Here is a 16,307-nt window from a genome sequence, read left to right on the forward strand (position 1 = left end):
TTCACCACTTTATCATTGATGTTTAATCATAAATTTTCTCAACAGCTTGCATCTTCTTCACTTTTTCTTCTGCACCGCTATTTGCGTTAATGAAAATTTGGTACGTATCTTTCCCTAAAGTACCAATATATTCATAACAAAGTACTTCATTATGCAAGTCATTTACTACTACAGCTTTACGTTCTTCCATAACTTTTACATCGGGGTTAATTTTCTTTCTCGCCTCAGCAGCGGTTAGCTTCGCACTCGGAATCGTTCGTTTTTGATGTGATGCTAAATATTCCTTTGCGGAAAAACCAACAATCGACCCATCATCTAAAGCAATTTTCATTTGGATTGCTTCTGGATAAATACGCACTCCATTTTCATTTACAATGTACGTAAACACACCGATATTATCATATTGAGAGCTATCAAACAGCTCCATATTTGTAAACTTGTGATCCTTTAAAAACGTCAATCCTTTACTTCCTGCATCATTTAAACTGATTTTTTGCTCTTTAATTTCTCGGTTGTTCATTACCCAAATTGGATATCCACCTTTTCCGGTAATATCCATATAATACTCATTGTTCGTTGCTGGATCTTGAATTTTCACACTGTAGAATAATTCTTTTGCACCTTTTCCACTTTTCTCAACTTCTACTTTTTCATTCCCTTTTAAGTTTAAAAATGATTTCGCGATTTTTTCCGCTTCCTCTTTCGAAATCGCCTTTCCTTTTGCCTCAAATCCGCCTTTTTTATTCTTTTGTGCACTTGTAAAAGTCGGTCCAAAGTTTGTGGACGAATATGATGTTACATTCTTTTCTACCGTCTTTAATCCATCGATAATTGTGTTATCTGCTGGATCTTGGTTTGACGCAAGAGCCATTTCTACATCCATCCAGCGAAGATTATTTTTCAATACAAGATGCTGCACTTTTCTCAGTTCATCTTGTATATTTGCTGCATTTGAATATAAACCTTGTAACGTTTTATATTCTTGATCATTTAACGGATCTTTTTCTAAATCACGAACCGCTGCACGATAACTAAAATCACCGATATTCGCAAGGAACTCTTCCGTTTTATTAAATGGCATTAATGTTAAAGGTAATTGTCCTACATCAGAACGAGCCTCTGATGTTAAACGCCATACATCTACTAAAGCTGGCGATAATGAGGAACGTGAATTCATCGCCAGTGTTGTTCCAATTTTATCGTGTAATAAATCAACTTCATATGCTAAATCATGAAACGCACGCTGATAACTATTTTCCGCTCGAATTAATACTGCATTTTTCTCTTGATGCTCTTTATAGCCCCAATACCCTGTTCCGACTACACCTACTGTTAACAATACGATGATAATACCTCGTAACATGTTTCCACCTCCGCTCTATTTACAGAAAATATGCTTACCAATTTTTTTAATTTGTGGACGAGTCCAAATCCATTTACTTGTCGCAGTATCTGGGTTGAAATAATATAATGCATTCCCAGTTGGGTCCCATCCATTGATCGCATCTAATACGGCTTTTTTCGCATTTTCATTTGGCGTTAAATATATTTGTCCATCTGCTACTGCTGTAAATGCTCTCGGCTCAAAGATTACTCCTGAAACAGTATTTGGAAATGATGCACTTGTGACACGGTTTAAAATAACCGCAGCTACTGCAACTTGTCCTAAATACGGCTCACCACGGGATTCTCCGTATACAGCGTTTGCCATTAACTGAATGTCATTTTGAGAATAACCGTTTGGAACATTTGTCCCTGTACTTTTTGGCGGCTTATTTTCCTGTGTACCTCCACCACTGTTCCCTTTATTAGTTGTAGTATCTTTATTAGCGGTCGACTTATCATACTTCGTTGCCTTTACAAGCATTTGCTTCGTTTTAGCACCCGCTAAACCATCAACTGGCAATCCGAATTTTTGCTGAAAGTTTCGAAGCGCCCAATATGTACCCCATCCGAAAACACCATCAACTTTCCCCGTATAAAATCCGTTATATTTCAAACGAGTTTGCAGTTCAATGACATCTTCTCCAGATGCCCCTCTTTGAATCACTTGATTAGAAAAGGCTTCCACATTTTTGGTTTGTATACTACTTACCATTAAAGATAGCCCGATAAAGACAAGCAAGATCGCTATCTTAAAAACAGCTTTTTGACGCATGTATTTCCCTCCTTAATTACGGAAATGATTTCATGGTTATGTTTTGTAAAACCCTCGCTTTTATGTAAAGAAGACAAAAAAATCCAAACTTATATGCTTGAAGAAATATGTAAACAATATACAAAAAGAATAAAAGGAGCTTATTATGAAGCGATTCCTCGTACGTACAGCATTTATATTTTTTTTAATAACAATATGTTCAAATATACATACCGACCCATCTATTGTTCGCGCACAGCCACCCTATGCAAAATGGGGTAAACTAGCCGTTGAAAAAACGAAAGAACAATATCCGAAAGCTGAGATTATCGATTACCTTCATATAGGTAGACAACCAAAAACTGTTCAAATAACAGTTGAAAAGTTTAAATTATGGCTACGTGAGGGTGGAAAAGAGTATGGTGTTTTTGTGGATGTAGAGTTTGATACGAAAACAGAGGAATTTTTAAAGATGTCCTTTCAGAAGACAAGTCGGTAAAACAAAAAAACCTCCGTCTTTACATACAGACAGAGGTTTCTTTATGTACTTCTTCCTTAATAAGGAGGATTATTTTTTATATGCAAAGATCGATTCCCTAACATTTTTACTAATCCGCAAATAGCTCCAATAACAACGGATATCCCTATACTATATAAAAATACTCTCCCATATCCACCTATTCTCGGATCTAAAAACGGATATGGGTACCAATTCACGAATGGCCCGCGTATTAAGCTATAGACAACATATAAAAGCGGGAAAACAAGCCAACTCGCAGCCTGTTTCCATGTAATGGTCTTCGTAGGTGGATTTATAACCCAATCTAAAATCATCGCTAACGGCATGATGTAATGAAGCACAGTATTGACCCACGGTATCGGTGTTTGAAGTGACTCTTCTAATCCCCTTAATAACAAAAAATAAATAAGCCCTGTAGTCAGTATGTATACTGTAGCTGCACCTCGAAGAACTCCAAACTGCTCCGAACGTCCAAATAGGGTTGTCCCTAAACTACTTAATAGAAGAATTACCGCCACTAAAATGTTGCTTTCAATTGTGAAGTAACTAAAAAAATTAACTGGATTGAACGGTTTCACTTGTGCTCTTGTAACAAATTGAGTAACAAGTGCACTAAACGCTAAAAGACTTAAAAACAATCTTAATATCGCTATCATTTTTGCACTTCTCATAAAACACCTCCTGTCTCTTCTTATTTATGATTGGAATTCTCTTTTATATGCTCTATAAATAACTTTAATGGTACGAGGCCACGTTTAGGCATGTGACTACTAATAACAGCTACGAGCTCTAACTGCGGAATGATAATAATGTATTGCCCTCCGTATCCCATAGCAAAATACATACAATACGGTATGTGAAATCTTTCGTTATTTAACACCCACCAGTGATATCCATATGCCCCGACATGTTCATACGTTTCAAATAGAGCTGTACTTGATTGCTCTAACCATTTCGATGATATAATTTCATTTCCCTTCGAATATCCATTCTGCAAACATAATTTTCCTAACTTTAATAAATCTATAGATTTCATTTTCATACCAAATCCGCCAACATATATACCTTGCGGGTCTTGTTGCCACTCATACTCCGTAATGTTTAACGGCTCAAATAAATACTTTTTCGCAAACTGCTCCGTCGACATTCCAGTTGATTCTTGAATGATGTAACTAAGTAAATGGGAAGAACCTGAGTTATAATTCATTTTCGTACCCATTTCTTCAATGAGCGGCTTTTCTAAAATGTATTGCACCCAATTGTCTGATTCCACAAAATCATTCGGGAAAACAACCCCATTTCCGAACTCTTTCCAATCTTCTCCTGTTGTCATCGTTAATAAATGATACAGCGTTAATTCCCTCTTATTCTCCGGTACATTTGGAATCCATGTTGTGATTGGTGTATGTATATTATTTATAAATCCTTTATCAATTGCGATACCAATTAATATAGATACGATACTTTTTGTAATCGAATTAATTTTAAATAAGTCATTTGCACAGTCTATCGTTTTATAGTACTCAGTCGTTAATTCCCCCTTTTGATAAACAAGAAATGCATTAACCTTTTTCTTTTCAAATTTATTTTGTAATTGCTCGAAATTCAAGAAATCTTCCTCCATCTAAACGGTTATGTAATATTTGTAGTTCATCTCGTTCTCTCTATTAAATCATATTTGTTATTAAAACAAAAAAATAAACTTGCCAGCATTTAATAGCTGACAAGTTTATTTTTATAATTTCGTTCGAACGTTCCAAAGCTCTGGGAAGAAGCATTGATCAAGCACTCGCTTTAAATAAGATACGCCAGAAGAGCCACCTGTTCCCATTTTATGACCAATAATTCGTTCTACCGTTTTCATATGACGGAAACGCCATTGTTGTAGCCAGTCTTCAATATCGATTAATTTCTCTGCAAGCTGATATAAATCCCAATATTTCTGCACGTCCGCATACACTTCTATCCAAGCCGCTTCTACAGTTGCATCCTCTTCGTAAGGCTGCGTAACATCACGATTTAACACATCTTTATGAATTGGAAATCCTTCTTTAACAAGGGCTTGTATCGCCACATCATACAAACTTGGTGCATGAAGTGCTTTATGAAGACGAGCATGTAATTCTGGGTCCTTTTCATAAATTTTTAATGCATGTGGTGTTTTATAACCAAGTGCATATTCAATCATTCGATATTGATACGATTGAAAACCTGAAGCCTGACCAAGTGAATCGCGGAACTCAATATATTCTGATGGCGTTAATGTCGCAAGAATATCCCAAGATTGAATAATTTGCGACTGAATTTTTGATACACGTGCTAACATTTTAAAGGCTGGTGGTAATTTATCTTGTTTAATAGATTCAATCGCTGCATTCAATTCATGTAAAATTAGTTTCATCCAAAGCTCACTCGCTTGGTGGATAACGATAAATAACATTTCATCATGATGATCTGATAATCTTTGTTGACTAGATAATAAGCTATCTAGCTGTAAATACTCTCCGTACGTCATATTCTCTTTAAAATCCGTATGAATCCCTTTTTCCATAATTACCTTTTCATTTTCTTTCATATTAGCCAAACGCCCCTTTGTGTTCATTTCTACTTATATTGGTCTAATAACAGCTCGAACTGGACTCCCATCCGCATCTGTTAATGCAAGTGGTAATGCAATAAGTTCGTAATCGCCGTCTACTACGTGATCTAGTACGACATTTTCTAAAATATGAATTCCATGTTTAAATAATTGATGATGCGCTGCTAGTTCTTTATCATCTAAAGGATCAACAGATGGTACGTCCACCCCGATTAAACGAATTCCCTTTTCAGAAAGAAAGGCTGCAATATCTGCGCGTAAATGCGGGATTACATCTGGGAATTCATTTACTTTACCATGTGAAGATGTACGTAATAACAATCGTTCTACACCTTCTAAATGAAAGTTTTCTAATTCCTTTTTCCCGATGCTTTCAAGATTAGAAACGTCAATGATCCGGGCTGGACCAACATAAACTTGAATATCTAAATCCAACACCTTCTTACCGTCATTATCAAAATGAAAAGGTGCATCAATATGAGTACCTGTATGGATACTCATCGTTAACTTTCCGACATTTACTGAGCCACTGTCTTCTTTTGACCATGAAACTTCATACGAGAACGGTGTATCCCCTGGCCATGTCGCGATATCATTATTTAGCGGTTGTGAAATATCAATCCACTGCGATGTTTTCATGCTTACGCCACAACCTCTCGCTTATTTTCAAAGTTTTTATATTCTTCATTTTTCATAATGTTCTTTAAGATTTGTACAGAATTCCATACTTCCTCATACGTATTGTATAAAGCAACAGGCGCAAGTCTAACTCCATTTGGAGCTCTAAAGTCTGGAATAACCCCATTTGCTTTTAACGCTTTACATATACGTGCCGCCTCGGCATGTTCTAAATAAATATGCCCGCCTCGTTTTTCATCCTCTAATGGATTTCCAATTGTAAATTCAAAGCCTTTTAATTCATGTTCAATTAAATCAAGCATATATCTCGTAATATGTAATGATTTTTCACGTAACTTTTCAATACCAGCTTCTTTAAAAATTTCAAGAGAACCGATTAATGGTGCAGTACTTAATACGTGAGGTGTCCCTATTTGATAAGCTCCAGCATGGTCAGCCGCAGTTAATGAATGCTCCATATCAAATTGCTTATCTTTTCTAGAACTAAACCAACCAGATAATCCTGGGAGTCTATTAAAGTGTTTATTATTTACATAAAGGCCCGCAACACCACCAGGACCTGCATTTAAATATTTATAATTACACCATACAGCGAAATCTACATCCCACTCTTTAAAATGATGCGGAATGGAGCCGATTGAATGACATAAATCAAAACCGATATGAATACCACGTTTATGAGCTTCAGCTGTTAATCGCTTCATATCAAGAATTTGTCCACTTCTATATAGTACAGAAGGCAATAATATTAAAGCGATATCATCGGTCATCGCATGAATAATATCATCTTCAGAAAGTGTTCTTCCATCTCGGCTTTTCACTCGTACTAAATGTTCATCTGGATCTAAGCCTTTTAAACGAATTTGACTCTGAAGTGCATAAATATCTGACGGAAAAGTTAATTCATCCGCAAGAATTTTTGTTCGTATTCCTTTCGGCTCATAAAACGTCGCAATAACTTGATGTATATTCGCAGTCGTAGAACCGGTTACAATCGTTTCTTCCGGTAAAGATCCAATAAGAGGTGCTGTCAATTCACCCAATTTCTCCGAAAGGAAAAACCATGGATGCTCACCTTCAGTCCATCCATCAATCCCAAACTCTTTCCATGAATCTAGCAAGGTGAGTAACGATTTCTCTGCTCTTTTTGAAAGCAACCCTAAAGAGTTACCATCTAAATATATTGTTCCTTCTTTTTTATAAAATTCAGATTGAAAATCTTTCAGTTCATCATGTTTATCACATTCAAGCGCATACTCATAAGTTGGTTGAAATGGTTCTTTATACATGGTGTCACCTTCTTTTAATTTTCTTTTTATTCTAACTAATTGAAATATATCACTTAAATTGATATAACGTCAATGATATTATGTCAGTTGACTTTATATACAAACTTCTTTTACAATACAATTATATTTTCAGATATTTCAGTATAAAGAGGTGATTCCTTGAAAAATTCTACTCTTTCAACAAGAAAACACCGCTCCTTAGAAACAAAAAAGAAACTATTACATTCGGGTTATACTATGTTTATAAAAAACGGATTTCAGAAAACTACAATCACGCAAATTATTAAACATGCAGAAACTGGTTATGGAACAGCATATGTATATTTTAAAAACAAAGATGCTCTCCTCGTCGTTTTGATGGAAGATGTTATGAATCGCTTTTATGATATTGCTGATCGCTCTTTTTCCCCTCAAACAAAGGCCGAAGCACGAGATATGATTCAGAATCAAGTGCGCGCTTTTTTACAGTTAGCACAAGAAGAAAGAGCTATATTACAAGTTGTTGAAGAAGCAATAAGAACCTCAAAAGAAATACGTCAAAAATGGGATGAGATTCGCGAACGCTTTGTAACACGGATTATACAAGACATTACTCATTCCCAGGAAAATGAATTAGTACGAACTGAGTTAAATAAAGAGATTGTCGCATGCGGCTGGTTCTCTATGAATGAAACGTTTCTTTGGACAATCGTGCAAAATGATAAAGAACTAGAATTAGAAGAAATTGTACATAATTTAACGGTAATGTATACGACGGGGTTATATAAATAGCACATTATAACCTCAATAAGCCGTTACTCAATATGCTTAGTAACGGTTTATTTAAAATATTTTATTAACGATACAATAATACAAAAAAGTGATGTAAGTAATAGCAAAGGCCCCATATTCTTATTCTCTTTTTCATCCTTCTTAACGTTGTGTATCCCCATACCGGCAAGCATAAAACCTAAAAGTAATTGTAAAATGAGCATACTTTGCTTCGAATCATCATTCCAACTGTAAATAGAATAGCCCATTATAATAAAAGCGAGTATGAATGTGATAATTCTAATCATAAAAACCCCCCCCTGTGTGATTCTATTGTTTTAACCTACTCACCATTCCAACAATAAACTTATACTCAGCTCTACTTTTTCTTACTTTCTTAAAGCCCTCTTTCGTATCAAAAATAAAACACGTTTTCCGAAACCAAATCCGTACATATAAAGACTCAAAATAAATAGGTTTAATAATTCCTCGTTCCTCGAATTCAGTTCCATCTTTATTTTCGGTTTCCGTTCGAATGAACCACCTATTCCCGATTCCAATTTCAATATACTTCACATGCTAACCCCCTTCAGGAAATCTTCTTTCTAATTATTCTATTATTTCCCTGGCAAGCGCACATTCCGACAGAACGTGAGCCCATAAAGAAAAAGTAGATTACAAAAATCTACTTTTATAGCCTAAATTTTTGCATACGTTTATAAAACGTACTGCGTGGCACATCTAATAGTTTTGCAGCTAATGAAACATTTCCGTTCGTCTTTTCTAGCCCTTCAATCATGCTATCACGCTGTATTTTTTCACGGAAATTTAATGTATGCTCCGTTTTATTTTCTGCTTGCAATTCAAGTTGATGTTGATTTCCCATCATTGTTTGTAATAAAAAAGAGATTTGTTTTTCGCATATTTCCCGTCCTTGCGACAAAATGTATATGCGTTCTAATACATTTAATAATTCTCGAATATTTCCGGGCCATGTATGCTGTGAAAATTGATTACAAATACTCTTTGGAAATACAACATTCCAATCCTTTCGTTCACAAAAATGTTGTATGAAGTACGGAATATCCTCTTTTCTTTCTATTAACGACGGAACATATAGCGGATAAACATGTAAACGATAATATAAATCTTGACGGAATTTCCCTTCTTCTACTAATCGTAGTAAATCTTTATGTGTCGCAGTAATAATACGAATATTTACTGGTACCTCTTTTGAACTACCAATTGGGGTTACTGTTCGTTCTTGCAAAACACGCAATAATGCCACTTGCATCTTTGGCGGCACTTCACCAATTTCATCTAAAAATATTGTTCCTCCGTCTGCTTGTTCGAATTTCCCTTTATATCCTTGGCGCCGCGCACCTGTAAACGCACCTTCAGCATAACCGAATAATTCACTTTCCATTAATTCTTTCGGTAATGAACCGCAGTTAACAGCTATAAAAGGACCATTTTTTCTTGGACTATTTTCATGAATCGCTCTCGCTACATATTCTTTCCCTACACCTGTTTCACCACATACATATACACTAGCGTCAGTTGGTGAAACAAGCTTAATTTCTTCTAAAGTATGTTGAAATACGCTGCTTGTCCCAATAACTCCAGGGAAAGTAATTCCGTTTATAAACGGGTAAGTAGAAAATAAATTTTCTTGTTTATTTTCCTTTAAGTAAATACATTTCCCGATCATTCTATCATTACCATATACCGGTACCTCTAATTTAGGTTTCAATCCATGGTGCATTAAATCTTCAAGTTTCATTCGTGACCAATTACATACTCGTTCACGAACCCTCTTGCTCGCAGAAACGATAACATCACGATGGTTACAAATAACAACTTGTTCATCACTGTCAATTACATCTAAAAAACGATGGATTAAATGCAGTTCATTTTGATGTACTCGAATACTACATTCACGTTCAATCGCATGCGCGATCGAAGTTACCATTCCGAGCATATATGGATGTGAAAACTCAATTGGACAAGAGAAATCTAGAACACCAATTAATTTCCCGTCATCATTATGAATCGGAGAGGCCGCACAGCTCCAGCTATGAGATGCGACAGAATAATGCTCTGTACCACTTATCATAATAGCCTCTTCAATCTGTAACGCTGTTCCTATCGCATTTGTACCAACAGCTGCTTCCGTCCATTTCACACCTTCAATAAAATTAATATGTTTCGCTCGTTTCAACGTTTGCTGATTTCCACTTAATGATAGAACATAACCATCTGGATCAATTAATAATGCCATCATTTGCAGTTCATCAATGGTTCTTCTCATATTTTGTATTTGAGGTATTGCTATATCAAGGAAGATTTCACTCTTTTTCTTTTGATCCTGAAAAATATCAGAAGACAAAATTTTCTGACCTTTATTCATATGAGGATTCACATTTGCTTGTTTACATCGATGCCATGACTCTGAAATTCTTTCGTTTATACGGTTCGAATCAAGGACTCCTTCATCAACAAACTTTTTCCATGTATGTAAGTAAAACGGTGAAGCTAACATTGTATCATCTCCCCTATTAATTGTTTTGGAGATTTATAAAACATACTTTTATTATAAAACTGAATAAAAGCGTTTTCAATACAACTAGAAAGATGACACAAATATGTTAATAATTTGAATATTTTAATAAACTTCTTTATTCTTTTTTAGTAGAACTATATTTTGTATAATGGACGCAAAGAAAATACATAACCAAAACCACTTTTGTGGGTTGCCGTTTATAAAGAAAACTATCACCGCTATTGCAAATAAAATGGTGGATGCTAAACTAAAATATAATTTTGTTTTAATTCCCATTATTCCTCACCCCTCTATCACTTTACAGTACATACTAACTCTTCATTTTTTAACTCTAATATGTACTCCTGTAAAACATATTCTTTCCCGCCATGTTTTTCATACCAATCATGTATTCTTTTAACATGTATCTTGTCGCTTCTAATTTTTGATTCAATTTCTTTATACTGTTCATAACTATCATATTCCCATATTGCAAATACTTCAGTCGTACCATCATTATTATCTTTCATCCAGCGTCCTATTAAACGAGAACCATATTTTATTTGATTAGGTAAATTAGTATCATTGAAATGATCATTAAATATTTCTATGAATTCATTTTTTACTACATAGTATTTCCTTCTGTAAAACATACTTCTTCACCTCTTTTATGAAAAGTATCAGTAAACCTTCCCATTACTACCGTATTATAATACTTACCATCTGACAGTTTTTTATCATTTTTTAGAATACCTTCTACCTCCAAACCTAACTTTTTATAAAGCTGAATAGCTTTCTCATTTGTCTCTAACACTTGCAATGATATCTTTTTCACTTCATTTTCATCAGCCCACTGAATAGATTGTTGCAATAGACTCTTACCCATTCCATATCCCCAAAACTCTCTTAAAATACAAACACCAAACTCTACTTTATGGGATAATCTCTTCAAATTTGATCCTTCACATCTCGAAAATCCTACGATTCGGTTGTGCACTTCTGCAACTAAAAAAAGATTCTTCATCTCTTCACTATCTGTTTTTACTATTTTTTGAAACCCTATCTTATCAATAAACCCCTCTCCAGCTTCTCTATCCATATTTTCAGTTTCGCCATCGATCTGAACTCTAATTTCTGATAACTGCTCAGCATCCGTTTGAACTGCAGAACGAACTGTATAAGTTAATCCATTTATATGAAACTCTTGTCCTTTTATAATCATTTCAAACTCCTTTTAAATGCGGTCTATTGACGCTATTACAATTTCTTTACCTTGTTTCTCAAATTGTTGAATCGTTTCTTTACTAGCCCCTTCATCTGTTATTATAAGGTCAATTTCTATCAGTGACTCTCCTTTTATAAAGCAGTCTATTCCAAGTTTATTATGAGGAGCTAAACAAATATTTCTTCTAGCAATTTTACTTACTGTTTTTCCAAAATAAGCAACTTCCGGTGTCGCAGTACTTATACCATTCAATGAAATACCGCCACCTGTAGAGAAATAAAGATCAATAGAGAATCTACTTATCAATTCAGAGGCCAGTGTATCTGTCATATTTCCTGATGGTTTCACTTTTCCACCAATTAAGTACGTATCAATGTTCTTATATTCCCGTAACTTACTAGCAATTTCTAAAGCATTCGTAATAACTGTAAATGATGTTTCAGGTAAATACTTTAACATGGCATAATGAATGGAAGCCCCGCCAATAAAAACGGAATCTCCTTCTTGTATGTAGGATACAGCAACTTTCGCAATCGCATCTTCATCTATTGAACTATCACGATAACGTTTCGATGGTTCGGCAGCTAAGTTTCTCACTCGCGTAAGTTCAACTGCACCTCCGTGCGTTCTTTTTAATAAATTCTCTTTCTCCATAATAGATAGATCTCTTCTTATAGAATCAATAGACATATCAAAAATTTCAGCAAGATCCTTTGCGATTACTCTTCCATCTTTCTTAAGTAACTCTAAAATTTTCTCTCTACGCTCTTCAGTAAACATGTTCCCACCACCATTATTGAAGATTCAGAAATTTAATCTTTATTTTAATTATATGCATGCTTTTTCTGTATTACAATATTTTCAATTCTTATTTATTCAGCTTTATACAGTTTTTCTCCCTCTTTCTATCCCGTTAACTTAAAAACGAAATAAATGTATATTTGCATATTCCACAAACATACTTCCATTTACCTTCCTACTGATGTAAAATTATTCCTATGTTTTACTTTTTAATACAGAAAGGGATTACTATGAAATCTATAATTAAAGTAACTTGTACAGCATTATTATTTACAGGAATAATGGCAGGATGTAGTGGAAATACTGCACCAAAACAAGAAAAGAGCGCTTTTGAAAAGAATGCAATGCACTATGGGGAAATATTTAAAAACGAATACTATAGAGCAACTGTTGAAAATGCAAAATTCGATAAAATAGACAAAGAGTGGCGTCTCACAGCTCGCGTTACTATAAATAATGCTCGTGCTGACGGACAAACGATAGATCTTTCAGAAATAAAATATTTCATAAAAGATGAAAAAACGGGTGAAAAATACGAAGGTGAATTTATACAAAATGAAAATGCTAAAAAGGTTCCATCTGAGTTTTCTTTAACTACCGACATTGTATTTAATATGAAAACTTCTCCAAAAGATTTAAATAATATGTATTTATACATAGATAGCAAAGCTGCGCCGTTAACAGATACATATTGGAAACTTGATAATTTAGCATCTAAATAAAAAACAGTCATATAAGACTGTTTTTTTGTTTGTAAAGTTATAAAGTTTACTAGTTACCCATCTCAAGCAATACATCTTTTGCACAAATCGTCACTTCTTCAAATGGGCAATCAAATAAAACACCCAATTCGAAACCTTCATTAGTGAAATCTATTTCATGATATAACCACCAAGCACCTTCAAAATTTTCCGGAATAGAACATTTCGTTACGCCTGTAAAAGTTACTTCCAGTTTGTCAAATTCACTGAAAGTACCACTGCAATCTAAAGTTATGATTAGCGTATCTTTTGATCTTCTCTCTACTGATTTGACTACACTGTCATGTAGTGAGTATTCATGTAGTTGGACGACATTCTGCGCGAGCTTTTCTTTTATAGCATTATAATTATCTATATAAGCTTGTTCTAAATCATTCATTCTTTTCTCATAATCTTCTGTCCAATCAAGCATAAGTTTCTTTAACTTTTCTGATGGGTATTCTGACTTAATTGTATTGTCATGAATGTATGGATGTAGTGACTTAGGTAGAAACTTTAATAAATCTTCTTTCTTTTCTTCCATGTCTTCTCTCAAACTTTTCTTATAATCCATTCCTACCTTTTCGCTCTCTCGCAAAATCTCTTCCCATTCTTCTAATGTTTCTGAGAAAATTAAAAATCCAGATACTTGCATTTCTTTATACCAATCTTTATTGAAATACTTCAATGGCTTTCCTCCTAAAACATTTCAACATCCAACAAAAGCAATATATCTATTTATTATATCATTCCAATAGCTATTTTTTCTAAAGAATAAATGCAAAAATGTAAATATTCCACCTATTATTTCTAAAACTTCAGAATATTTACAAAAATGTGAAATTAGAATACATTTTACATGTACAAGTTTTACCTGTACAAAAATCTAAACAAAAAGGGATGGTTATATGTTGAAGAAATTAGTAGCAGGGGCATTAGTAGCAGGTTTTGCATTAACTGGAGGATTAGGAGTAGTAAGTGCTGCAGAAAAAGATAATACAATTAAATCATTTGATTATTTAAAAGTTGATGAAAAGAATGTTAATTCATTCACAAAATTAAGCGATCAATCAAAAAAAGACATCCAAATTACTATGGTACTACCTAAGCAAAATGAAAATGGAGATTGGTTAGCTTATGGCTTTACTAGCAGAGAAACATTGAATGCTTTTATTGAAAAGGATAAAAAGGCACTTAAAAATCAAATTAACCCTTTAGGTAGTGGTGCTGGTAGTACCGATTTTTATGAGCATCAAAATAAAGGTGGACAGTATATTTATTGGAGCAGTGGTTTTAAAAACCTACCTTCTAGCTGGAACGACAGAATTTCTTCTGTAAGTACAGCTTCACCTTCTGCAAGTTATTCAACAACGCTATGGGAACATTCTTCAACTCAAGGATATGGAAAAGGTGTCTCCTTTAGACACTCTGATTGGTATGGTCAAACTGCTAATTTAGCTGCAGATTGGAACGATATAACTTCAGCTATTGAAATTAAATAGTAACAGCGCATTTCAATTAAATAAGTGAAGAAGTTTCAAAATCACTATACTCTCATCGATTAAAAAAACATGAGAGTATAGTGATTTTTCTAGTATCTTTTTATACATATTGCTACTTAAATATTATTTACTAAAAAGACCAGTCCTATTAGACTGGTCTTTTTACCTTCAAGCATGTACAGCATGTCCTACTGCCTGCAATAATGCTTCATGGATTGCTTCAGATAAAGTTGGATGCGCTGCAATATAATCTCGCATTATATCAGCTGTAACTTCTGTATGAATCATTACAGTTCCTTGTCCGATTAGTTCGGTTGCACGAGGACCGATAATAGAAATTCCTACAATTTCTTGATATTTAGGTTCCACAATAACTTTTACTTTCCCCGTTTGTTCTCCAATAATAAGCGCTTTTCCGTTCGCTGTAAAAGGAAATTCTCCAATAAGTATATCCCCATATTGCTCTCTTGCTCCTTTTTCTGTTAAACCGACACTAGCAATTTCTGGAGCTGTATAAATACAGCGAGGTACAGCATGATAGTTTACTTTCACATCTTCTCCGCTCGCGTGTAATGCCGCTGTCGTTCCTTCATGGAAGGCAATGTGAGCAAGCTGTATTCCACCAATCACATCACCCGCTGCGTAAATATGTGATACATTTGTTTGCATATGTTCATTCACAGAAATTCCTTTATTTGAAAATTGAATGCCTGCTTTTTCTAAAGCTAATTCTTGTACACGTGGTTTTCGACCTACAGAAACGAGAATGAATTCCGGGTTGGCTTCTTGGATACTTCCTTCATATTCAAATGAAGCCTGCTTCTTATAATTATTTAATCCTTTTAAAGCCGCTCCTGTAAATATTTTTACGCCATCATTTTCTAGTTTCTCCCTTAAAATTTGTGCGATATCTTCATCTTCACCAGGTAATAATTGCGATGCCATTTCAACAATCGTAACTTTTGTTCCAAGACGACTATAAATGCTTGCAAACTCGCAACCTATTACACCACCACCAACGATTAATAATGATTTTGGTATATTTTCTAGGGACATTGCATGATTACTATTTAAAATCCACTTCCCATCAAATGGAGCAAAAGGTAATTCAGTTGGTTCTGATCCTGCCGCTATAATGAACTGTTCTCCATGTACTACATCTTCTTTATCACCGTGTGTAACTCGCATACGGTGATCCGTTTCAAATTTCGCTTTACCTTGTATAACTTTTATTTTATTTTTCTTCATTAAATATTGGATTCCTTGGACGAGCTGCGTTACGATTTGTGATTTCCTCGCCTGTATTTGCTTCCAATCAATTGATATACTTCCTTCGTTAAGTGTAACTCCATAATTATTCGCTTTTCTCACAATGTCATGCACTTCCGCACTTTCTAACAATGATTTCGTAGGCATACAACCGACATTTAAACAAGTCCCGCCAAGATCAGCTTCATCAATAAGAGTGACATCTTTTCCATTTTGAGCCGCGGTAATTGCCGCTACATAACCAGCAGGTCCGCCCCCAATAACAACTAAATTACTCATTTTCTCACCTTCTCT

Annotated in this window: 19 protein-coding genes; 4 read left to right on the forward strand and 15 right to left on the reverse strand. The window is 34.6% G+C overall.

The features are described 5' to 3' along the window. Positions 1–22 precede the first annotated feature (22 nt). Both ypeB and sleB read right to left on the reverse strand, forming a co-directional pair. A complete protein-coding gene (gene ypeB, locus MR155_RS08955) occupies positions 23–1,363 on the reverse strand; it encodes a germination protein YpeB (protein WP_242309334.1) in 1,341 nt (446 codons plus the stop codon). Between the two features lie 15 nt (positions 1,364–1,378). Next, complete coding sequence (sleB, locus tag MR155_RS08960; RefSeq protein WP_002013086.1) at positions 1,379–2,158, reverse strand: spore cortex-lytic enzyme; 780 nt, start codon at positions 2,156–2,158, stop codon at positions 1,379–1,381. 145 nt (positions 2,159–2,303) lie between these two features. Between sleB and MR155_RS08965 the strand changes: the two genes are divergently transcribed. Further along, positions 2,304–2,636: a DUF3889 domain-containing protein gene (locus tag MR155_RS08965; protein ID WP_219302542.1), complete on the forward strand. Its 333-nt coding sequence runs from the start codon at positions 2,304–2,306 to the stop codon at positions 2,634–2,636. 56 nt (positions 2,637–2,692) lie between these two features. Here MR155_RS08965 and MR155_RS08970 read toward each other — a convergent pair whose 3' ends face one another. From MR155_RS08970 to kynU, 5 genes are all read right to left on the reverse strand, one after another. Next, complete coding sequence (locus MR155_RS08970) at positions 2,693–3,328, reverse strand: Pr6Pr family membrane protein (RefSeq protein WP_219302544.1); 636 nt, start codon at positions 3,326–3,328, stop codon at positions 2,693–2,695. A gap of 20 nt (positions 3,329–3,348) precedes the next feature. Then, complete coding sequence (locus MR155_RS08975) at positions 3,349–4,266, reverse strand: serine hydrolase domain-containing protein (RefSeq protein WP_113936327.1); 918 nt, start codon at positions 4,264–4,266, stop codon at positions 3,349–3,351. A 126-nt stretch (positions 4,267–4,392) separates the two neighbouring features. Further along, positions 4,393–5,232: a tryptophan 2,3-dioxygenase gene (kynA, locus tag MR155_RS08980; RefSeq protein WP_000661975.1), complete on the reverse strand. Its 840-nt coding sequence runs from the start codon at positions 5,230–5,232 to the stop codon at positions 4,393–4,395. Between the two features lie 33 nt (positions 5,233–5,265). Further along, positions 5,266–5,895: an arylformamidase gene (gene kynB, locus MR155_RS08985; RefSeq protein ID WP_078185613.1), complete on the reverse strand. Its 630-nt coding sequence runs from the start codon at positions 5,893–5,895 to the stop codon at positions 5,266–5,268. A gap of 2 nt (positions 5,896–5,897) precedes the next feature. Continuing rightward, a complete protein-coding gene (kynU, locus tag MR155_RS08990; protein ID WP_002032712.1) occupies positions 5,898–7,184 on the reverse strand; it encodes a kynureninase in 1,287 nt (428 codons plus the stop codon). A gap of 159 nt (positions 7,185–7,343) precedes the next feature. Here kynU and MR155_RS08995 point away from each other — a divergent pair, with 159 nt between their 5' ends. Continuing rightward, on the forward strand, positions 7,344–7,955 hold the full coding sequence (locus MR155_RS08995) for a TetR/AcrR family transcriptional regulator (protein WP_002165668.1): 612 nt from the start codon (positions 7,344–7,346) through the stop codon (positions 7,953–7,955). 47 nt (positions 7,956–8,002) lie between these two features. On the opposite strand, the gene MR155_RS09000 is transcribed toward MR155_RS08995, so the two are convergent. The 6 genes from MR155_RS09000 to MR155_RS09025 all read right to left on the reverse strand — a co-directional run bounded on the left by MR155_RS09000 (position 8,003) and on the right by MR155_RS09025 (position 12,481). Beyond that, positions 8,003–8,242: a DUF3953 domain-containing protein gene (locus tag MR155_RS09000; RefSeq protein WP_242309336.1), complete on the reverse strand. Its 240-nt coding sequence runs from the start codon at positions 8,240–8,242 to the stop codon at positions 8,003–8,005. Between the two features lie 22 nt (positions 8,243–8,264). After that, positions 8,265–8,510: a DUF3977 family protein gene (locus MR155_RS09005; RefSeq protein ID WP_000873838.1), complete on the reverse strand. Its 246-nt coding sequence runs from the start codon at positions 8,508–8,510 to the stop codon at positions 8,265–8,267. Between the two features lie 115 nt (positions 8,511–8,625). Continuing rightward, complete coding sequence (locus tag MR155_RS09010) at positions 8,626–10,476, reverse strand: sigma-54-dependent Fis family transcriptional regulator (protein ID WP_242309338.1); 1,851 nt, start codon at positions 10,474–10,476, stop codon at positions 8,626–8,628. 314 nt (positions 10,477–10,790) lie between these two features. Beyond that, entirely contained in the window at positions 10,791–11,129 is a 339-nt protein-coding gene (locus tag MR155_RS09015) for an NIPSNAP family protein (RefSeq protein WP_002127705.1), read from the reverse strand. Beyond that, on the reverse strand, positions 11,102–11,698 hold the full coding sequence (locus tag MR155_RS09020) for a GNAT family N-acetyltransferase (protein ID WP_107886811.1): 597 nt from the start codon (positions 11,696–11,698) through the stop codon (positions 11,102–11,104). The genes MR155_RS09015 and MR155_RS09020 overlap by 28 nt, the downstream gene beginning before the upstream one ends. 12 nt (positions 11,699–11,710) lie before the next feature. Next, a complete protein-coding gene (locus MR155_RS09025) occupies positions 11,711–12,481 on the reverse strand; it encodes a DeoR/GlpR family DNA-binding transcription regulator (protein ID WP_219302550.1) in 771 nt (256 codons plus the stop codon). Between the two features lie 251 nt (positions 12,482–12,732). Here MR155_RS09025 and MR155_RS09030 point away from each other — a divergent pair, with 251 nt between their 5' ends. Then, positions 12,733–13,224: a hypothetical protein gene (locus MR155_RS09030; protein WP_060751402.1), complete on the forward strand. Its 492-nt coding sequence runs from the start codon at positions 12,733–12,735 to the stop codon at positions 13,222–13,224. 49 nt (positions 13,225–13,273) lie between these two features. Here MR155_RS09030 and MR155_RS09035 read toward each other — a convergent pair whose 3' ends face one another. Further along, on the reverse strand, positions 13,274–13,930 hold the full coding sequence (locus MR155_RS09035; protein ID WP_242309341.1) for a DUF4085 family protein: 657 nt from the start codon (positions 13,928–13,930) through the stop codon (positions 13,274–13,276). A 220-nt stretch (positions 13,931–14,150) separates the two neighbouring features. On the opposite strand from MR155_RS09035, the gene MR155_RS09040 reads away from it, so the two are divergent. Then, positions 14,151–14,744, forward strand: coding sequence for a hypothetical protein (locus MR155_RS09040; RefSeq protein WP_000914428.1), 594 nt, complete (start codon positions 14,151–14,153; stop codon positions 14,742–14,744). Between the two features lie 168 nt (positions 14,745–14,912). Here the strand turns inward: MR155_RS09040 and lpdA are convergent, their stop codons facing one another. Continuing rightward, on the reverse strand, positions 14,913–16,292 hold the full coding sequence (gene lpdA, locus MR155_RS09045; protein ID WP_242309344.1) for a dihydrolipoyl dehydrogenase: 1,380 nt from the start codon (positions 16,290–16,292) through the stop codon (positions 14,913–14,915). Positions 16,293–16,307 lie beyond the last annotated feature (15 nt).

This window comes from Bacillus cereus group sp. BfR-BA-01331, from assembly GCF_022663915.1.
GTDB lineage: Bacteria > Bacillota > Bacilli > Bacillales > Bacillaceae_G > Bacillus_A > Bacillus_A mycoides.